This is a genomic window from Streptomyces sp. NPDC094143 (assembly GCF_040303825.1).
In the GTDB taxonomy this organism is placed as follows: Bacteria; Actinomycetota; Actinomycetes; order Streptomycetales; family Streptomycetaceae; genus Streptomyces.
Genome location: NZ_JBEOTZ010000025.1, coordinates 1 through 16,161 on the forward strand (window position 1 = coordinate 1; position 16,161 = coordinate 16,161).

Annotated in this window: 14 protein-coding genes; 8 read left to right on the top strand and 6 right to left on the bottom strand. The window is 70.7% G+C overall.

Going from position 1 to position 16,161, the window contains the following annotated elements; all coding sequences use genetic code 11:
* The 4 genes from ABTZ58_RS27490 to ABTZ58_RS27505 all read right to left on the bottom strand — a co-directional run.
* Window positions 1–1,037: beta-N-acetylhexosaminidase (locus tag ABTZ58_RS27490; RefSeq protein ID WP_351362036.1), on the bottom strand; the 1,037-nt coding region annotated here is incomplete at its 3' end.
* A gap of 45 nt (window positions 1,038–1,082) precedes the next feature.
* Window positions 1,083–1,934 carry a carbohydrate ABC transporter permease gene (locus tag ABTZ58_RS27495; protein WP_351362039.1) on the bottom strand — a complete coding sequence of 284 codons (852 nt, stop codon included), beginning with the start codon at window positions 1,932–1,934 and terminating at the stop codon, window positions 1,083–1,085.
* Between the two features lie 5 nt (window positions 1,935–1,939).
* A complete protein-coding gene (locus ABTZ58_RS27500) occupies window positions 1,940–2,917 on the bottom strand; it encodes a carbohydrate ABC transporter permease (RefSeq protein WP_502996139.1) in 978 nt (325 codons plus the stop codon).
* 80 nt (window positions 2,918–2,997) lie between these two features.
* On the bottom strand, window positions 2,998–4,263 hold the full coding sequence (locus ABTZ58_RS27505; protein WP_502996132.1) for an extracellular solute-binding protein: 1,266 nt from the start codon (window positions 4,261–4,263) through the stop codon (window positions 2,998–3,000).
* A 223-nt stretch (window positions 4,264–4,486) separates the two neighbouring features.
* Between ABTZ58_RS27505 and ABTZ58_RS27510 the strand changes: the two genes are divergently transcribed.
* The 8 genes from ABTZ58_RS27510 to ABTZ58_RS27545 all read left to right on the top strand — a co-directional run bounded on the left by ABTZ58_RS27510 (window position 4,487) and on the right by ABTZ58_RS27545 (window position 12,042).
* On the top strand, window positions 4,487–5,263 hold the full coding sequence (locus ABTZ58_RS27510) for a GntR family transcriptional regulator (protein ID WP_351362048.1): 777 nt from the start codon (window positions 4,487–4,489) through the stop codon (window positions 5,261–5,263).
* A 320-nt stretch (window positions 5,264–5,583) separates the two neighbouring features.
* Window positions 5,584–6,693: an ATP-binding protein gene (locus ABTZ58_RS27515; RefSeq protein WP_351362295.1), complete on the top strand. Its 1,110-nt coding sequence runs from the start codon at window positions 5,584–5,586 to the stop codon at window positions 6,691–6,693.
* Window positions 6,690–7,535 (top strand): roadblock/LC7 domain-containing protein, encoded by an 846-nt coding sequence (locus ABTZ58_RS27520; RefSeq protein ID WP_502996133.1) that lies wholly within the window; start codon window positions 6,690–6,692, stop codon window positions 7,533–7,535. The genes ABTZ58_RS27515 and ABTZ58_RS27520 overlap by 4 nt, the downstream gene beginning before the upstream one ends.
* A complete protein-coding gene (locus ABTZ58_RS27525; RefSeq protein WP_351362051.1) occupies window positions 7,528–7,914 on the top strand; it encodes a DUF742 domain-containing protein in 387 nt (128 codons plus the stop codon). The genes ABTZ58_RS27520 and ABTZ58_RS27525 overlap by 8 nt, the downstream gene beginning before the upstream one ends.
* Before the next feature lie 4 nt (window positions 7,915–7,918).
* Window positions 7,919–8,479 (top strand): GTP-binding protein, encoded by a 561-nt coding sequence (locus tag ABTZ58_RS27530; RefSeq protein ID WP_351362053.1) that lies wholly within the window; start codon window positions 7,919–7,921, stop codon window positions 8,477–8,479.
* 10 nt (window positions 8,480–8,489) lie between these two features.
* On the top strand, window positions 8,490–9,866 hold the full coding sequence (locus tag ABTZ58_RS27535; RefSeq protein ID WP_351362056.1) for a cytochrome P450 family protein: 1,377 nt from the start codon (window positions 8,490–8,492) through the stop codon (window positions 9,864–9,866).
* An 89-nt stretch (window positions 9,867–9,955) separates the two neighbouring features.
* Window positions 9,956–11,203: a cytochrome P450 gene (locus tag ABTZ58_RS27540; RefSeq protein ID WP_351362059.1), complete on the top strand. Its 1,248-nt coding sequence runs from the start codon at window positions 9,956–9,958 to the stop codon at window positions 11,201–11,203.
* Window positions 11,200–12,042, top strand: coding sequence for an enoyl-CoA hydratase/isomerase family protein (locus ABTZ58_RS27545; protein WP_351362062.1), 843 nt, complete (start codon window positions 11,200–11,202; stop codon window positions 12,040–12,042). The genes ABTZ58_RS27540 and ABTZ58_RS27545 overlap by 4 nt, the downstream gene beginning before the upstream one ends.
* 58 nt (window positions 12,043–12,100) lie before the next feature.
* Here ABTZ58_RS27545 and ABTZ58_RS27550 read toward each other — a convergent pair whose 3' ends face one another.
* Window positions 12,101–15,424 carry a family 78 glycoside hydrolase catalytic domain gene (locus ABTZ58_RS27550; protein WP_351362064.1) on the bottom strand — a complete coding sequence of 1,108 codons (3,324 nt, stop codon included), beginning with the start codon at window positions 15,422–15,424 and terminating at the stop codon, window positions 12,101–12,103.
* A 243-nt stretch (window positions 15,425–15,667) separates the two neighbouring features.
* Window positions 15,668–16,102, bottom strand: coding sequence for an ATP-binding protein (locus ABTZ58_RS27555; RefSeq protein ID WP_351362067.1), 435 nt, complete (start codon window positions 16,100–16,102; stop codon window positions 15,668–15,670).
* Between the last annotated feature and the right edge of the window lie 59 nt (window positions 16,103–16,161).

The following is a 16,161-nucleotide window of genomic DNA, read 5'->3' on the forward strand; positions in this document are numbered from 1 at the left end:
GTTTCGGCCGGTACGCAGGCATGCCGGGCGGCCTCGCGGGCCGAGCGCCGTGTGACGCGGCCCTCGTCGAGCCTCGGGGCCCACTCGGTGGTGGGGCATTCGTCGCCGCCGATGTGGAGGTAGGGCGAGGGGAAGACGTCCATGACCTCCTCCAGCACGGTCCGGCAGAAGTCGAAGACCTCCTCGTGCACGCCGAGGGTGGTGTCGCACACCCCCCACCTCGTCCAGACGTCGGGCGTGTGCTCCGGCCGGTTGCCCAGGTGCGGATAGGCGGCGACCGCGGCGCGGGCGTGGCCGGGCATCTCGATCTCGGGCAGCACCGTGATGCCGCGCGCGGCCGCGTGGTCGACGAGGCGGGTGAGTTCGGCCCTGGTGTAGGCGCCGCCGTGGGGTGTGCCGTCGTAGCGGTCGCCGCTGGGTCCGATCATGGACTGCCGGCGGTGGCCGCCGACCTCGGTGAGCTTGGGATAGGCCGCGACGGGCATCCGCCAGCCCTGGTCGTCGGTCAGGTGCAGATGGAAGACGTTGATCTTGTGCAGGGCGAGCAGGTCGACATAGCGCAGCAGGTACGGCAGGGGCTGGAAGTGGCGGGCCACGTCGAGCATGGCCCCGCGCCAGGACATGCGGGGGACGTCGGTGATGTCGGCGCAGGGCAGGGTCCAGGGCACGCCCTTCCGGGGCGAGGCGGACAGCGCCTGTACGGGCAGCAGCTGGCGGATGGTCTGCACGCCCCGCAGGAGTCCGGTGAGGTCGCGGGCGCGCAGGAGCAGGGAGTGCGGTCCGATCGTCAGCCCGTACCCCTCGTCGCCCAGTCCCGTCAGGGCGGTGTCGAGGGCGAGGACGACCGGCCCGTCGGTGGCGGGGCGCAGCGGCAGGCCGGTGGCGGGGGCGAGGAGCGTGCGCAGGAGGTCGGCGGCGGGTTCGGCGCCGCCGGTGACGCGCAGGCGGGTGTCGGCGGTGAGGGTGAAGTGGCCCGATCTGAAACGGGCTTTGGTGGGGCGGGGCAGGAGCGGTGTCCGCGGTGAGGGCGAGGTCACGGCTGTCTCCGGAAGGGGTCGCGTCGGGGTGGGGGCGCGGGGGGTTCAGCCCTTGACGGCGCCGGCGGCGAAGCCGGAGGTCACATGGCGCTGCAGGAGCAGGAAGACGGCGAGCGCGGGGAGCGCGAAGAGGGTGGAGGCCGCCATGGTGGCGCCCCAGTCGGTGCCGAAGACGTTCTGGAAGGAGGACAGCCAGACCGGCAGGGTGCGGCTGTCCTGCTGCTTGATGATCAGGAAGTTGGCGTAGGCGAACTCGTTCCAGGCGGTGATGTAGCCGAACAGGGAGGTGGCCATCAGACCCGGGGCGAGGAGGGGGAGGGTGATGTGACGGAAGGCGTGCCGACGGGTGCAGCCGTCGACCTGGGCCGCCTCCTCGAGCTCGGGCGGGATGGCGGCGATGAATCCGCGCAGCACCACGATGGTGAACGGCAGCGTCATCATGAAGTAGACCAGCGTCAGGGTGGGCAGCCGGTCCAGCATGCCGGTGTCCCGGGAGATGATGTACACGGGGATGATCAGCGCTTCCCAGGGTGCCATCTGGGCGATGAACACCAGCAGCATGAACTGCCGCCGGCCGCGCCAGCGCATGCGGGCCACGGCGAACGACGCGCCGAGCGCGACGACCAGGGCGAGCAGGACGGCGCTCAGGGTCACGAGGACGCTGTTGCGCCAGAACAGGGCGAATCCGTCCGCGTCGACCGCGGTGCGGAAGTGCTCCAGCGTCCAGGTGCGGGGCAGGAGCCGGGGGGTGTCCGACTGGATGTCCCGGCTGGGTTTGAACGCCGTGCTGATCATCCAGTAGACGGGGAAGAGGCACAGGACGATCGTCAGGGCGGCGGCCGCGTTCAACAGGATGCGCCGGCGCGGCAGAGGGCGCGGTGCTCGCGCAGGGGTCACGGGGCTCACGGGGCTTCGCCCTCCTGACGGAACATCTGGCGGAAGTACAGGATGAGCAGGGCGGCCATCAGCAGGACGGTGACCATCGACGCCGCGGCGCCCAGGTCGTAGCGCTGGCTCGACAGGGCGGTCTGGACGGCGTAGACGGGCAGGACGGTCGTGGCGTCTCCGGGTCCTCCGTTGGTCATCACCCAGATCTGCACGAACGCCTTGAAGGTCCAGATGACCTCCAGGGAGAGCACCAGCATGAAGATCGGCCGGATCACGGGCAGGGTGATGGCACGGAAGATGCGGCCGGCCGAGGCCCCGTCGAGGCGGGCCGACTCGTACAGTTCCGCGGGGACGGTCGTCAGGGCCGAGTACAGGGTGATGGCGGCGAACGGCACCGACTGCCAGACGATCAGCAGCACGAGGATGGTGAAGGCGGCCGGGCCGTGGGCGAACCAGGGGTAGCGCTCGAAGGAGCCGAAGCCGAGTTGCTGGAGCGTCCAGTTGACGATGCCGAACTCGGAGTGGAACAGCCACTGGAAGACGGTGGTGGCGGCGATGACGGGCATCGCCCAGGCCAGGACGAGAGCGCTGAGCACGGCCGTGCGCCACAGGCGGCCCAGTCGCTCGACGAGCAGGGCGACCAGGGTGGCGAGCAGCATGATCAGGACGACGTTCACCGCCATGAAGACGAAGGTGCGGCGTACGACCTGCCAGAAGCGTTCGTCCGTCAGCAGTGTCTCGTAGTTGCGCAGTCCCACGAACCGCGCGTCGCCCCGGATGAGTTGGCGGAGCTGGAAGTCCTGGAGCGATATCAGCACGGCGCGCGCCAGGGGGTACAGCAGGAGGTACAGCATGCCCAGGACCGTGGGGGCGGCCAGCAGGTAGGGCCAGAGGCCCGCACGGCCGGGGCGGTGCGCGCCGCCGCGCCCGGGCCCGGCGGGGGGCGGTGAGGGCGGTCGGGACCGGGCGGGGGGCGCGCCGGAGTCGTGGATGACCGACACGGTGCCGTCTCCTCGGATGTGTCGTTACATGGGGCGGTGGCAAGGGCCGTGGAGTGCCGGCCGGTCGCGGATCAGGAGCCGTTCATGGCGGCGGTGATCGCCGCGGAGGCCCGGGCCGCCTGCGCCGGTGCGTCGGCGCCGGTGAGGACCGCGGTCATGTAGTCCTTGACGGGGTTCTTCGCCTCGACGGCGGCCCAGCCGGGGGTGTTGGGCGTCGCCCGGCCGACGGCGGCGCCCGCCGCCATGGCCGAGGCGCCGGGATCGGAGGCGACCGCGTCGGCCAGGGTCGTCTTGTTCGGCACGTAGCTCATGGCAGCGGCCAGCTTGCGCTGCCAGTGGTCACCGGTGAGTTCCTTGACGAAGGTGAAGGCGGCGTCCTGCTTGCCCGAGGCCGCCGGGATGACGAGGTCGGAGCCGCCGATGAACACCGAGCCGGGGCGTTCGGCGGTCTTGCCGGGGATGGGGAAGAAGCCGAGCTTGCCCTTGAGGTCGGGGTTGTTCTCGGTGACCACGTTGGCGCCGCCGGGTGTGGAGATGATCTGGGCCACCTGTCCCTTGGCCATGACCTCGGCCTGCGGCGGCTCCGCCTCGTCGGAGTCCTTGGGGCCTTTGCCGAGGGCCTGGAGCCTCTTGTAGAAGTCCATGCCGCGCAGCGCCTGCGGGGTGTCGAGCGCGCCCTTCCAGGTCGTGCCGGACCGGATGGCCAGGTCGCCGCCCTCGTCCCAGATGAAGCCGGCCAGTGCGTACCACATCTGTCCCGGCAGGTAGATGCCCTGGGTGCCACCGGAGTTGAGCTTCTCGGTGGCGGTGATCCACTGGTCGCGGGTCTTGATCGAGGCGGCGTCGACACCGGCCTTCTCGAACAGGTCGGTGCGGTAGATCACGACGCGGTTGGCGGCGTAGTACGGGATGCCGTACTGCTTTCCCTCGAACGCCCCGGGCTCGGCCAGGCCCTTGAGCCAGTTCTCGCCGCCGAGTTCGCCGGTCCTGTCGCTCAGGTCGAGCAGGCCGCCGCTCTGCGCGTACCGGGCGACCTGGGTGTTGCCGGTTTCGATGACGTCCGGGGCGTCGTTGCTGGCGAGGGCGGCCGTGACCTTCTCCCCGATGCCGTCCCACTCCTGGATCTGGACCTTCACGTCGATGTCCGGGTGGGCGGCCTCGAAGCCCGCGACGAACTCCTTCTGGAACTGCGCCGAGACGCTGTCGCGCATGAGCCAGACGTCGATCGTCGTGGCGCCGTCGGCGGAGTCACCGGACGTTTCCGAGCCGTCGCCGCAGGCGCTGACGCCGGAGGCGATCACCAGTGCGGACAGTCCTGCGAGCATGCGGAACTTCACGGTTCACCTCTGGGGGGAAGGCGCCACGGCACCTGACCAGTTGGGCAACTGGACAGGTGACCTCTCGTTGGTCGATGAAAATGGCATAGACCAATACAGGCGTCAATCCCCCGCGTCGGCCTCACTTTTCGGCATGACACTTGACCAGTGGACGACGAGTGGTAAACAGTCCACACCACGGGACGAGCACCATCAAAGTACGGCGGGGCGGGAGCGGTCGGGCATGAACGCGGGCGGGTCGGGAGCGGTACTCAAGCGGGAGCGGGTCCGGGACCACATCCTCCAGCTCATCGAGACACTGCGCCCCGGGGACGCGATCCCCTCCGAACGGTCCCTGTGCGCCGCGCTCAAGGTCTCCCGCCCCACCCTGCGGGCGGCCGTGGACGAACTGGTCGCGGCCGGGCTCCTGGTGCGCGAGCACGGGCGGGGCATGTTCGTGGCCCCCGAGAAGATCACCCAGGAACTCGTCTCGGACTCCCGCGGCATGATCCTGCCGCAGGCGTCCGGCACCTGGTCGAGCCGCCTGCTGGAGTTCGCCACCATCACGGCGGGCGCCCGGGTGGGACGCAAGCTGCACCTGTCCCCCGCCGCCGACATCGTCTACGCGGCACGCCTGCGGCTGGTCGACGGCGCCCCGATGGCCATCGAGCACCTGCACATCCCGGCGGAACTGGTCCCCGCGCTCACCGCCCGGGAGCTGGAGACGGGCGACCTGTACGAGCATCTGCGGGAGCGGCACCGGGTGCAGGTCAGCGAAGCGACGCAGACCATCGAGCCCACGGTCGTCAGCCAGGCCGAGGCCAGGCTCCTGGGCGTGCCCGAGCTGTCCCCCGCGCTGCTCTTCGAACGCCACACCAGCGACACGCACGGCCGGCCCGTGGAGTACGTCCACTCGATCTACCGGGGCGACCGCTACCGGATCGTCTCCCGGCTCAGCCTGACCGCGTCGGCCACGCCCACGGCCCCGGCGGAGGCCACGCCGGGATGGCATCCGGTGTGATCACGCGGTGGGCGACGGAACCGCCAACGCCCCTGAGCTGCACGGCTTGTTGATGGTGTGAAACCCGCAGGAGCGACCTCCGGCGCAGTGGGTTGACGGTGATAGCATTCCGCCGTCTGCGACCTTGATCCACTTTTGCTCAGGGCCCTGAACCCCGAACGCGCTGAACTCCCCCGTGTGCAGTGCGCTGGACGGGTTGCGGATTCTTGCGCGGCGTACCCCCGACGCCGGCATGTGACGCGCCGGGAAAGGTTTCCATGACTCAAGACGTGCTTCTTTGGTGCCTGGTTGCGATAGCGGTGACAGCCGTCGCCGCCGTCGTGGCACTCGTGCTCCGCAGCAGAGGCGTGACGAGGAGGAAGAAGGAGTCCGAGGCCGAGCTTCAGGCGCGGCTGCAGTACAGCCAGAACGAACTGGGACGCGTCCAGGCCGAGCTGGCGAGGATCAGGAACGAGCAGGACGGGGTCATCCGCGAAGCGGAGCAGGCGGCCGAGGAGAACATCAAGGCGGTCCTCAAGGGCGCCGCGCGCTTCCTGCAGAGTCTCGCGGCCGAGCAGACGACGCTGCTGGACGGGGTCCAGCGCGAGTACGGCGGCCACCCGGTCCTCAACGACCTGATGGACATCACCCACGCCAACGCCCAGATGGCCCGCAAGGCACAGGGCATCGCCGTCATGTGCGGTGCGCCGCTGGGCCGCCGCAACCAGCCTGCCAGCGTCTACGACGTCGTCCGCAGTGCCCAGAGCCAGATCCGCAACTTCCAGCGCGTGGAGATCATGCAGCCGAGCGGCATCGCGCTGAAGGCCTCCGCCGTCGCCCCGGTCGCCCTGGCCGTCGCCGAACTGCTTGACAACGCTGCCAGCTTCTCCCAGGCGGACGCGCCGATCGAGGTCACGTTCCGCCAGGTTCAGCAGAACCTCTGCATCATCATCGACGACGCCGGCGTCGGCATGAGCGACGAGGACCGGCAGCGGGCGAGTGCGCTGCTGTCCGGCGACGACGTCCCCCGGCTGTCCCAGCTGGGCACCCAGCCGAAGTTCGGCTTCCCGGTCATCGGCCTGATCGCCCGGCAGTACGGCTTCAAGGTGGACGTCACCGGTGTCTCCCGGTACGGCGGCGTACGGGCCGTCGTCCTGCTGCCCGAGGAGCTGTGGACCATGGAGGAGACCCCCGCGGCCCCCGAGGCGGCGCCCGTGAGCAGCATCCGGCCGGTGCAGGGCCGCACCACGGAGCGCACGGCCAACGGTCTGCCCAAGCGCGGGACCCGCATCACGTCCGTCGGTGACTCCCCCGCGGTGGACCAGCCGGCCAGGCGCGCCGTGCGGCGCCGCGGCGCCGGCAGCCTGGGCGCCCTGCAGCGCGGCACCCAGACCGGGCGCGATGTGGCCTCCCTCGACACCCCCATGTCCGAAGGGTCCGACAACGCATGAGTACGACCGACCTGTCGTGGATGGTCCAGGACATCGTGACCAACGTGCCCAAGGCACGGCACGCCGTGGTGCTGTCGGCGGACGGCATCCCACGCGGTTCCACGGACGGCCTGACCCGCCAGGACGTGGGAACCGTCTCCGCGGCCATGGCCGGGATGCAGTCCCTCAGCCGGGCCACCGCCCATTTCGCCGGCCCCTCGCCGGACCGGGGGTGGATCCAGACCGTCATCGAGTTCCAGCACGGCTGGGTGTTCCTGATCGGGGCCGGGCAGGGGGCCTACCTGGCTGCCGCCGCGGAGCCCGACGTGGACATGGAGCAGCTCTCGTTCCGTATGAACCGGCTGGTCGCCCGGCTGGGCAACAACCTCACGGCCCCGCCCCGGGTCACCCCCGCCGACGCGGCTCAGACCGGGAACGGCCCGCAGGCGCACCCCGCCGAGACGGGCAGGTCCGTCGCCGTTCTCGACCGGCTGGACCGGGCGGTGGCCGCGGTGCCGGGCGCCCTGCACGCCCTGCTGCTCGGCGCGGACGGTCTGCCGCGCGGCGCCAGCGCGGGCGTCGACAGGGACCTCGCGGACACGATCTCGGCCGCCATGACCGGCATCCACGCCTACAGCCGGGCGACCGCGCCCTTCGCGGGCGGTGAACGGGACGACGAGTGGAGCCAGACGGTCATCGAGTTCCAGCACGGCTGGGTGTTCCTGATCGCCGCCGGTGAGGGCGCCTTCCTCGCGGCGGCCGCCGAACACGACTGTGACATCGAGGAGTTCGCCGCACGTCTGAGTGACGCGATGCCCGCGTCGCTGCCGGGCGTGCCGGGAGAAGGGGCCAGCGATGCATGACGACCCGTCCGACGAGCTCGAACTGACGGCCCCGTTAGTCCCGTTCTTCGTCATGGCGAAGGGGCGCGTACTGCCGCGGGACAGTGAGTACGAGCACACCACCATGATCACGGCACAGGACTCGGCCCTGGCCACGGTACGCACCCTGGCTCCGGAGGCGCGTGCGGTCATCGACCTGCTCGCGGACGGATACCTCTCGGTCGCCGAGGTCGCGGCCCACACCCAGCTGCCCCTGGGCATCGTGCGCATCCTGCTCGCACAGATGGCCGAGGACGACCTGATCCATGTGCGCAATCCGGTGCCGCATGCCGAACGCCATGACCCCGCCCTGCTCACCGCCGTGCTCCATGGCCTGGAGCGCATACGAACCGGAGCGTAAGTCCGTGTATCTGGATCCCAAGGTCTCCCGCTCCGTCAAGGTCCTGGTCGTGGGCCACTTCGCGGTGGGGAAGACCACCTACATCGGCAGCGTCTCCGAGATCGAGCCGCTGCAGACCGAGGAGGAGATCACCGAGGCCAGCGTGGGCCTCGACGACCTCTCCGAGACGCCCGACAAGACCACCACCACCGTGGCGATGGACTTCGGGCGGCTGACCCTGAGTGACGATCTGGTCCTCTACATCTTCGGAACTCCCGGGCAGGAACGGTTCAAGCAGATGTGGGAGGGCCTGTCCAGGGGAGCGCTGGGCGCGCTCGTCCTGGTCGACCCCGAACGGCTGGAGGAGACCTTCCCCATCCTGGACCTGGTCGAGTCCTTCGGTCTGCCCTACGTGGTCGGTGTGAACACCTTCGACGGCAGGACCCACTTCCCCCTGTCCGAAGTGTGTGAGGCACTCAACCTCTCCGACGAGACACCGGTCATCGACTGCGACGTCCGCGACCAGGACTCCTCGATGGAGGCCCTCATCACGCTCGTGAAGCACCTCTTGTCCTCACTCGGCTAGGAGCCACACCATGCAACAGCCCCTCGAGACGACCGGGGTACCTGCCGAATGCCCCGCACACGGCAACATCCCGCTGTACGGTCCCGACTTCGGCTCCGACCCCGAGCGCACCTACGACAAGCTGCGCTCGATGGGACACAGCGCCCCCGTCGACATCGCGCCGGGCGTCCAGGTCGAACTGGTCACCAGCTATGACGCGAGCCTGTACATCCTGCAGAACCCGCAGCTGTTCGTACGGGACTCCCGCCGCTGGAACGCCCTGAACGAGGGCCGGGTCCCGGAGGACAGCCCGGCCCTGCCCATGATGGGGTACCGCCCCAACGCCCTGTTCAGCGACGGCGCGGCGCACGCCCGGCTGCGGCAGGCGGTCACGGAGAGCCTCGCCACCGTCGACCAGAGCCGGCTCATCAGACTGACCCAGCAGTCGGCCGACTACCTGATCAGCCGTTTCAGCTCCGAGCCCCTCGGCCAGGCCGAGCTGATGGCCGCGTACGCCCAGCCGCTGCCCCTGCTGGTCTTCGGTGACCTGTTCGGCTGCCCGCCCGACATCGGCGACCGCGTCATCGCCGGGATCACCGGCATCTTCCAGGGCACCCAGGGGGCCGACGAGATCCTGGGCGCCGCGCTCGGCGAACTGATCGCCCTCAAGCGCCGGCAGCCCGGTGAGGACCTCACCACCCGGTTGATGGTGCACTCGGCCCGGCTGAGCGACGAGGAGGTGCTGCACCAGCTGGTGACCCTGCTCTCCGGCGGCACGGCGCCCCTGACGGCCGCGATCGGCACCAGCGCCGCGCTGTACCTCAGCGACGACTGGCCGACCGGCCTGCCGGTCGAGGACGCGGTGGTGAAGACGTTGTGGAACTACGCCCCGATCGCCAACTACGCGGGGCACTACCCCACCCAGGACGTCGAGTTGGGGGACCGCACGCTGCGGGCGGGCGACCCGGTCCTGATCTCCTTCGCGGCGGCCAACACCGACCCCAAGCTCACCGCGCACCGCGAACAGCTCAGCCCCAAGGCCCATCTGGCGTTCGGTGCCGGCCCGCACGCGTGCCCGGCCAAGGACCCGGCGTTCATGATCGCCGCCACGGCCGTGGAGTCCCTGCTCAACCGGTTGCCCGATGTGGAGATGCGGGTCCCCTTCGGCGAACTGGCGTGGGTGGCGGCGCCGTGGAGCCGCTCGCTGGTCACCGTGCCCATCCGCTTCACTCCCCGGACCGTGGCGCAGCCGGCCGGCGCGCGTCAGACGGCGCCGTCCTCCGTCGCGGCGGCTCCCTCGTCCACCGGCGTTCCTCAGCCACCCGCGGCGCACCGGCCGTCCCACGCCGCACCGCGCCCGAAGGGGGGACTCTTCAGCCGCTTCCGGGCGTGGATGAACGGCGAGTGACGCAAGTAACCATATGAAACTACAGAGTTACTGTATGACTCAATTATCGCTCGGGTACGGATAGCGGCTGGCAGAAAGGAGCCGCTACCGTGGGAAGCGTCACGACTCCGTCTACGGACCGTCGGGCCACTATTTCCCTGTTCTCCCGTCTCAGGACGGCTGAGGGACAGGCCGACCCCTTCCCCATCTACGCAGAGCTCAGGGCGCGCGGCGCTGTCAGCCCCGCGCCCTGGGGTGGTTTTCTCGTCACCGGGTACAGCACCTGCGAGCAGGTGCTGCGCAACGGCGTCTGGCTCGAACCGGACACCCGATGGCGAGAGCAGCAGGGCGCGCGTACCCGTTGGAGTGCCCCCTCGTCCCGGGAGATCAGCCGGACTCTGCCGACCCTCAATCCTCCGGAGCACACGCGGGTGCGCCGGTCGGCCGGCGGTTTCGACCGCACCACCATCGACCGGATCGGTCTTCGGGTGTCCACCATCGTCGACCGGCTGCTGGACACCCTGCACGAGCGCCTGCGCGCAGGAGAGGCCGACTTCTCGGAGCTGGTGAGCGAGGAGCTCCCCGTCGCCACCATCGGTGACTGGCTCGGCCTGCCCAGCGCCGACTGGCCCCGGCTGCGTGAACTCACCCATGAGCAGGTCTTCACCCAGGAGTTGCTCCCGAACGCCAGCCAGCTGGCCCGGTCCGACGCCGCCATGGCCGAACTGCGCACGTACTTCCTCGACCTGGTGCGGACCCGGCGCGCACGGCCCGGCGACGATCCCGTCTCCCGGTGGATCAGCACCTGGGACGAGCTCGAGCCGGACCAGGACAAGGCGGACGAAGCGGTCTACTTCCTCGCCCTGTTCGTCCTGCTGGCTGCCCTCGAGACCACCGCGACGCTGCTGTCGACCATGACACTGCGCCTCGTCGAGGACCCCGGCCGCTGGGAACGGCTCGTCCTGCAGCCGGACCTCGTGCCCGCCTTCGTCGAGGAGACCCTGCGCTACGACCCTCCCACGCACGTCATCAGCCGGGTCGCCGGGCAGGACACGCTCCTCGGGGACACCGAGGTCGCCGCCGGCGAGATGGTCCACCTCATGGTCGGGGCCGCCCACCGCGACCCCGCCCGGTTCGCCGACCCCGACACCTTCGACCCGCTTCGCAACCCCTCCCACCTGGCCTTCAGCTGGGGCATCCACTACTGCCTCGGAGCGCCCCTGGCCCGGCTGGAAGCCCAGACCCTGCTTCGCCACCTCATTGCCCGCCTGCCGAGACTCACCCTGGTTCGCCGCCCCGCGCTGGCGCCCCGGGTGGCGTTCCGGCGCCTGCTGAACCTGGATGTAGCCCTCGCATGAACCCGCCCCGCACCCCCGCCCCCGTGTCCGCCCCCGCCGCCACCGACGTCACCCCCGCCCCCGCCCCCGGAGCCGGGCTCCCCTTCGACACCGGGCGCCCAGCCGCTCCCCTGGACCTCACCACAAACGGCCCCGTCCTCCACGTCCGGCTCAATCCCACCGCACAGGACGACGTGCTGAGCACGGCGGTCCTGGACGCGCTCATCGACGTCCTCGACGACCTCCACGACCAGCCCGACGTCCGCATCCTGGTGCTCTCCTCCCTCGGCAGCGACTTCTGCCTCGGGGCCGACCGCCGGGAGTACCAGGACGCCCTGGAGACCGATCCCACCGGCGGCACACTGCTGCGCATCGCGGACAAGGCCCACCGTCTGTGCCAGGCGCTGGAGAACACCCATGCCGTGACCATCGCCCGGCTGCACGGCAAGGTCGTGGGAGCCGGTCTGGCACTGGCCGCCTACTGCGACCTGCGGGCCGGCGCGGACACCTGCCGATTCCGCATGCCCGAGGTCGGCCTCGGGCTCGCACCCGCCTGGGGCGGTGCCATGGGCCGTCTGATCACGGAAGCGGGCGCGGCCCGGATCCGCGAACTCATGCTCACCTGCGAGACCTTCGACGCCCACACCGCCCACCGCCTCGGCCTGCTGCACAAGGTCGCCCCGCTCGACGCCCTGGACGAGACCATCGCCGCCTGGACCAAGCCCCTCTCCCGGCGCTCCCCACAGGCCCTGCTGCTGACCAGACGCATGCTCGCCGGCTACGCGAAGGCCGCCCGCACGGCCGACCCGGCCCTGCTGGACTCCCACCTCCTCGCCGCTCAGCTCACCGGGCCCCGCTGACGGCACCCGGCGCGGATGAGGCGGGGGAATCCCGCCTCGTCTCGCTGCCGGCACGCGGTCAGGACGCCACGGCGGGCTCCCCCTCCCCCCGCCCGGTGGACGTCCGTCCCCCGCTCGTGAAGCGCCATGTCCCGTGCGCCACCCGGTACACGGCGAAGCCGGACTCCGAGCGCAGGCGGCGGGCACCGTCGGGCGCCCTCACCTCGTCACGGCCGGCCATGGGCACGTGGACGTCCGCGACGGCGCCCACCGGCACCCGCACGTCCATCCGGAAGACGGCTCCCTGCTGCGACCAGGCGACACCGGCGGTTCCCCGCACGGTACGGATCGAGGTCCGTGCCCAGTCGACACCGGTCCGGGCGTCGGGCCGCACGGTGAACGTGGCGTAGCCGGCGTCGCCCGGGCGCAGTCCCGCCACGTTCTCGTACAGCCACTGGGCCACGGTGCCCTGGAAGTAGTGGTCACGGGAGCGGGAGTCGAGCGGCCACATCTCCCACATGGTGTCGGCGCCGTGTTCGTGCCAGTAGCCCCAGCTCGGGTAGGTGCGCTGGGTCGCGATGGCGTGCGCCAGGTCCGGCCTGCCCTCCTGGCACAGCACGCGCAGCAGCACGCTGGTGCCCAGCGCACCGGTGTTGAGGTGGTTGCCGCGGGCCTCGACGTCCCGCACGAGGCCGGCGAACACCGAGGCGCGGGCGTGATCCGGTACGAGGCCGAAGGCGAGGGGGATCGCGTTGCTGGTCTGCCGGTAACCGGGATCCTTGGCCGTGCGGTACTGGCCGTCCGGGCCCAGGAACTCCGCGTTGAGGGCGTCCTTGAGCTTCGCGGCGGCCCGCCGGTAGCGCGTCACCACCTCGCCGGCGTGCAGGACTTCGCCCATCTCGGCCGTGTCGAGCAGCGCCCGGTACAGGTAGGCGGTGGCGGTCAGGCGGGTGTCCTCGGGCGGGTTGCCTCCGTAGCCGGGCGGCAGGTAGTCGCCCAGGGCGGTGACGGCGAGACCGTCGCGCAGCCGGGACAGCTCCCAGTCCAGGTAGCGGGTGAGTGTCGTCCAGTGCTCGCGTGCCGCACGCTCGTCGCCGTACACCCGGTAGAACTCCCGGATGACGAACGGGTACACGGTCGTCCACTCCGGGGAGGGCCCGAGTTCGCCGTAGCCCCAGCCGCCGCTCGGCACGATGACGGGCAGCTGGCCGTCGTCGGTCTGGCTGTCGGCGAGGTCCCCCAGCCACTTGGAGAGCATGCGGTGCATGTCGAAGGCGTAGGTCATCACGGGGGTGCCGAGCTGCGCGTCGCCGGTCCAGCCGTTCTTCTCGTACATGGGGGTGTCGGTGGGGATGCCGTGCATGTTGTTCAGCACGGTGCGCCGCATGGCCCGGTCGAGCCACTCGTAGAAGGGTTCCGAGCAGGCGAAGGTGCTGACCTCCTCCAGCGGGGTGTGGACCAGCCGGCCCGTGATCTGCCGGGGGCCGGGGGTGGTGGGCAGGCCGCTGATCTGGACGTAGCGGAAGCCCTTGTACGAGAAGGAGGGCTCCCAGCTCTCCTCCGGGCGGCCGGCGCAGATGTACTCGTCGTGCTGGAAGCGCCCGGGGACGTGCGAGGTCTCGGCCGACACGCTTCCGTCGGCCTTCAGCTTCTCACCGTAGGTGAGCTGCAGGCGGGTGCCCGCGGGGAGGCCCGCCACGGTGATGCGGACCCAGCCGGCCATGGTCCGGCCCATGTCCACCAGGTGCACACCGGGAGCCAGTCGGCTGATCTTCTCGGGCGGGAAGGAGTCGATGACCTCGATGCCGTCGTGCGGCTGCGCGCGCAGGCGCCCCTTGGGGCCTTCCTGGATCTTCGCCGGCCGCCAGGAGGAGTCGTCGAAACCGGGCCGGGTCCAGGCGCCCGGTTCGCGCCGGGCGTCGTAGGTCTCCCCGGCGTAGAGGGAGTTGGACAGGGTGGGTCCGTCGGTGATGCGCCACCGCTCGTCGGTGACCAGGGCGGTGCGGGTGCCGTCGGGGTGGTCGACCTCCAGCCGGGCGATGAGGCGCGGTTCGGAGTGCCAGGGCGTGCGGTGCCAGTTCCAGACGTTGGGGGTCGTCATGCCGAAGAAGCCGCGCCCCAGCGTCACACCGATCGCGTTGCCGCCCCGGCGCAGCAGGTCGGTCACGTCGTGGACGGTGTACAGCACCGTCTCGTCGTAGTCGGTGAATCCGGGATCGAGAACCTGTCGTCCCACGCGCCGGCCGTTGATCTCCGCCTCGTGGTAGGCGAGGCCGCTGATGTACAGGCGCGCCCGGCTGATCCGGCGCGGCACGTCGAACTCCCTGCGCAGCAGCGGTGCGGGCTGCTCGGGCAGGCTGACGCTCACCCCGTCTCCCCACGGGCCTTGGCCGTAGGGGGCGAGCACCACCGCGGGCGACCAGGCGGAGTCGTCGAAGCCGGCTTGCTGCCAGTGCTGTTGCTCGGTGTCGGCGGTGCGCCATCCGGCGTCGCTGCGGAGGTCGTAGGTACGCCCCGACGAGCTGCGCACGTGCAGGCGGAGCAGAAGTCCCGCCGGGTTGACCGAGGCACCGGCGCGGTTGGTGGCCGCGACGGCGAGCACGACGCCGGTGCCGGTGTCGACGCCCTCCTTGACCTGCTCGGTGACGTCGGCCGTCCGGCCGGTCCGCCAGCCGTCCTGCTGCTGGGGGGCTTCGAGAGCCAGGCGGCCGTTGAGGTGGAGGGTGAAGTCGTCGTCCGCGGTCGCCACGAGCGTCGCTTCGGCGACGTCGATGTCGTCGGGCAGGTCGAGGCTTCCCCGGAACCACCTGGTGCCCGTGGGCGCGTTCTGGGTGCTCGCTCCGGGGGCCCAGATCCAGGAGGCGCCGGTGAAGTCGAGGGGTGCCGGGGTGTCCGCGCCGATCCACTCGGCGTCCCAGTCCTCGGGTGACAACGTTGTCTCAAACCAGCGGGGCGCACTCCAGGCCGATGCTCTGCCCTGCTCGTCCCAGACCCTGACGCGCCAGGAGTACCGGATGCGCGGTTCCAGGGCCGGACCGCCGTAGGGCACGCCACCCGCGCCGTCCGCGCTTGTCACTCTGCCCGAGTCCCAGATGAGGGATCCGCTCCCCCATCCCGGTCCGCCGGCCTTCACCTGCACGCGGTAGGCGGTCTGCCGTGCGCCGTGACCGGCGGACGTCGACTCCCAGGCGAGCCGGGGGCGGGCGACGTCTGTTCCCAGGACGTTCGGCTTGTGCTCCACGGTGGTGCGGGTGACGTGAAGGCCGGGGGCTCCCGCGGCACTTCGGGACGAGCCGGCCATGGGGACCGCGGCGGAGTTCGCGGCGGTCAGGGCGGACAGGCCGGCCCCCACGGTCCCCGCGGTGGCGCTCAGGAAGGTCCTGCGGTTCCAACTTCCGGGCATGTCGACTCCCTTGCTCGCTGCGGCTGGACGAGGACAGGATGGTTGAAACGATTCAATCGCCTGCCTTGAATCCTAGGGGCGGGTCAGGTCCCGCTACAAGATGTCTGCGGAGAGGCAGTTGGGAGATCGCGTACAGGACGGCGCGCGACTCGCGCACGGTCGGGACCGGCCGCGGGCGGCGCCTGGCTCATCGCCGCCTGGCGCGGGCGGGCCGGGTATCGGCAGCGTCTTGCGACCGGGTCCTCAAGCGAGGTCGATCGTGGCCGTGATGCGTTTGCCCACCGGTTCGCGGTGCACTTCGAGGCTGCGGCAGACGGCCCTGACGATCTCCAGGCCGTGCTGCCCGACCCGGACCGGGTCGGCGCCCCGGACCACCGGAAGTCGCGGTTCGGTGTCCCACACGGTCACCGAGACGGCACCGTCGCGGGCTTCCAGCGTCAGCAGCGACGGCCCCGGGGCGTACTTGCGGGTGTTGGTCACCAGCTCGCTCACCACCAGCTGCACGATGTTCGTGGCCCGCTCGGGCACCGGCACCCCGTGCTCCGCCTGCAGATGTCGCAGAAACATTCCGGCATGATCACGCGCCTGCGCGATCGCTTCCGTACCCTCGAAGGCGGCCGACAGGGAGATCACCCCGTCCGACAGCGCCCAGCCGTCACCCTCAGCAGCCTGCTTCATAAGCCGCCCCGCACCTACGCCCTTCACCTCACGGCAGTCCGATTACCCCACGAATTCCA

Coding starts and splice junctions, on each gene's coding strand:
- ABTZ58_RS27510 (WP_351362048.1), top strand. CDS start 4,487: ATGAACGCGGGCGGGTCGGGAGCGGTACTCAAGCGGGAGCGGGTCCGG.
- ABTZ58_RS27520 (WP_502996133.1), top strand. CDS start 6,690: ATGAGTACGACCGACCTGTCGTGGATGGTCCAGGACATCGTGACCAAC.
- ABTZ58_RS27525 (WP_351362051.1), top strand. CDS start 7,528: ATGCATGACGACCCGTCCGACGAGCTCGAACTGACGGCCCCGTTAGTC.
- ABTZ58_RS27535 (WP_351362056.1), top strand. CDS start 8,490: ATGCAACAGCCCCTCGAGACGACCGGGGTACCTGCCGAATGCCCCGCA.
- ABTZ58_RS27545 (WP_351362062.1), top strand. CDS start 11,200: ATGAACCCGCCCCGCACCCCCGCCCCCGTGTCCGCCCCCGCCGCCACC.
- ABTZ58_RS27550 (WP_351362064.1), bottom strand. CDS start 15,424: ATGCCCGGAAGTTGGAACCGCAGGACCTTCCTGAGCGCCACCGCGGGG.
- ABTZ58_RS27555 (WP_351362067.1), bottom strand. CDS start 16,102: ATGAAGCAGGCTGCTGAGGGTGACGGCTGGGCGCTGTCGGACGGGGTG.